The 878-nt window shown below is 62.3% G+C and carries 1 protein-coding gene; it reads left to right on the top strand.

What is annotated here, in order from left to right:
- Nucleotides 1-878: immunoglobulin-like domain-containing protein (locus tag AC1MDC_RS28645; protein ID WP_480394190.1), on the top strand; the 878-nt coding region annotated here is incomplete at both ends.

Below are 878 nucleotides of genomic sequence, written 5' to 3'. Positions count from 1 at the left end.
AAACCTGGTGACCAGCAACACGCCAGCCGTGACCAACGTCACCGATACCATCGACACCACCACGGTCAAACTGACTGCGACCGAAACCGCTGCCGAAGGTGGCACCGTCACCTACACCGCTACCGTAGATGCACCGGTGACCGGCTCGCCAGTCACTGTGACCCTGTCGAACGGCCAGACCATCACCATCGAAGTCGGCAAAACCACTGGCACCGTAACCACGACGGCGCCAAACGACGTGCTGACTGGCCATGCACCGCTGACCAACGCCATCACCAACGTGAGCGGTGGCAACTACGAAAATCTGGTCGCCGACAAGACTCCGGTTTCGACCACGGTCACTGACACCATCGACACCACCAACCTGTCGCTGACCGCGACCGGCACCGTGGCTGAAGGTGGCCAGATCACCTACACCGCGACCCTGACCAACGCCGCTGGCTCGCCAGTCACCGTGACCTTGTCGAACGGTGCCGTCATCACCATCGACGCGGGCAAAACCACCGGCACCGTGACCGTTCCTGCACCGGCCGATGACGTCTACAAGGACGCCGGCAACGTACAGGCCACGATCAAGTCCGCCACTGGTGGCAACTTCGAAAACCTGGTGACCAGCACCACACCAGCGGTGACCAGCGTCACCGACACCATCGACACCACCACCGTGAAGCTGACGGCGACCACGACAGCGGCCGAGGGTGGCACCGTCACCTACACCGCCACCGTGGGTGCACCGGTAACCGGCTCGCCAGTGACCGTGACCCTGTCGAACGGCCAGCAAATCACCATCGAAGTCGGTAAGACCACCGGCACCGTCACCACCACCGCGCCGAACGACGTGTTGAATGGTCATGCGCCACTGACTAACGCAATCACTA

This window comes from Pseudomonas sp. 1 (assembly GCF_056626735.1).
The sequence above is the reverse complement of the archived record's forward strand: the minus strand, read 5'-3'. Positions and strand labels throughout refer to the sequence as shown.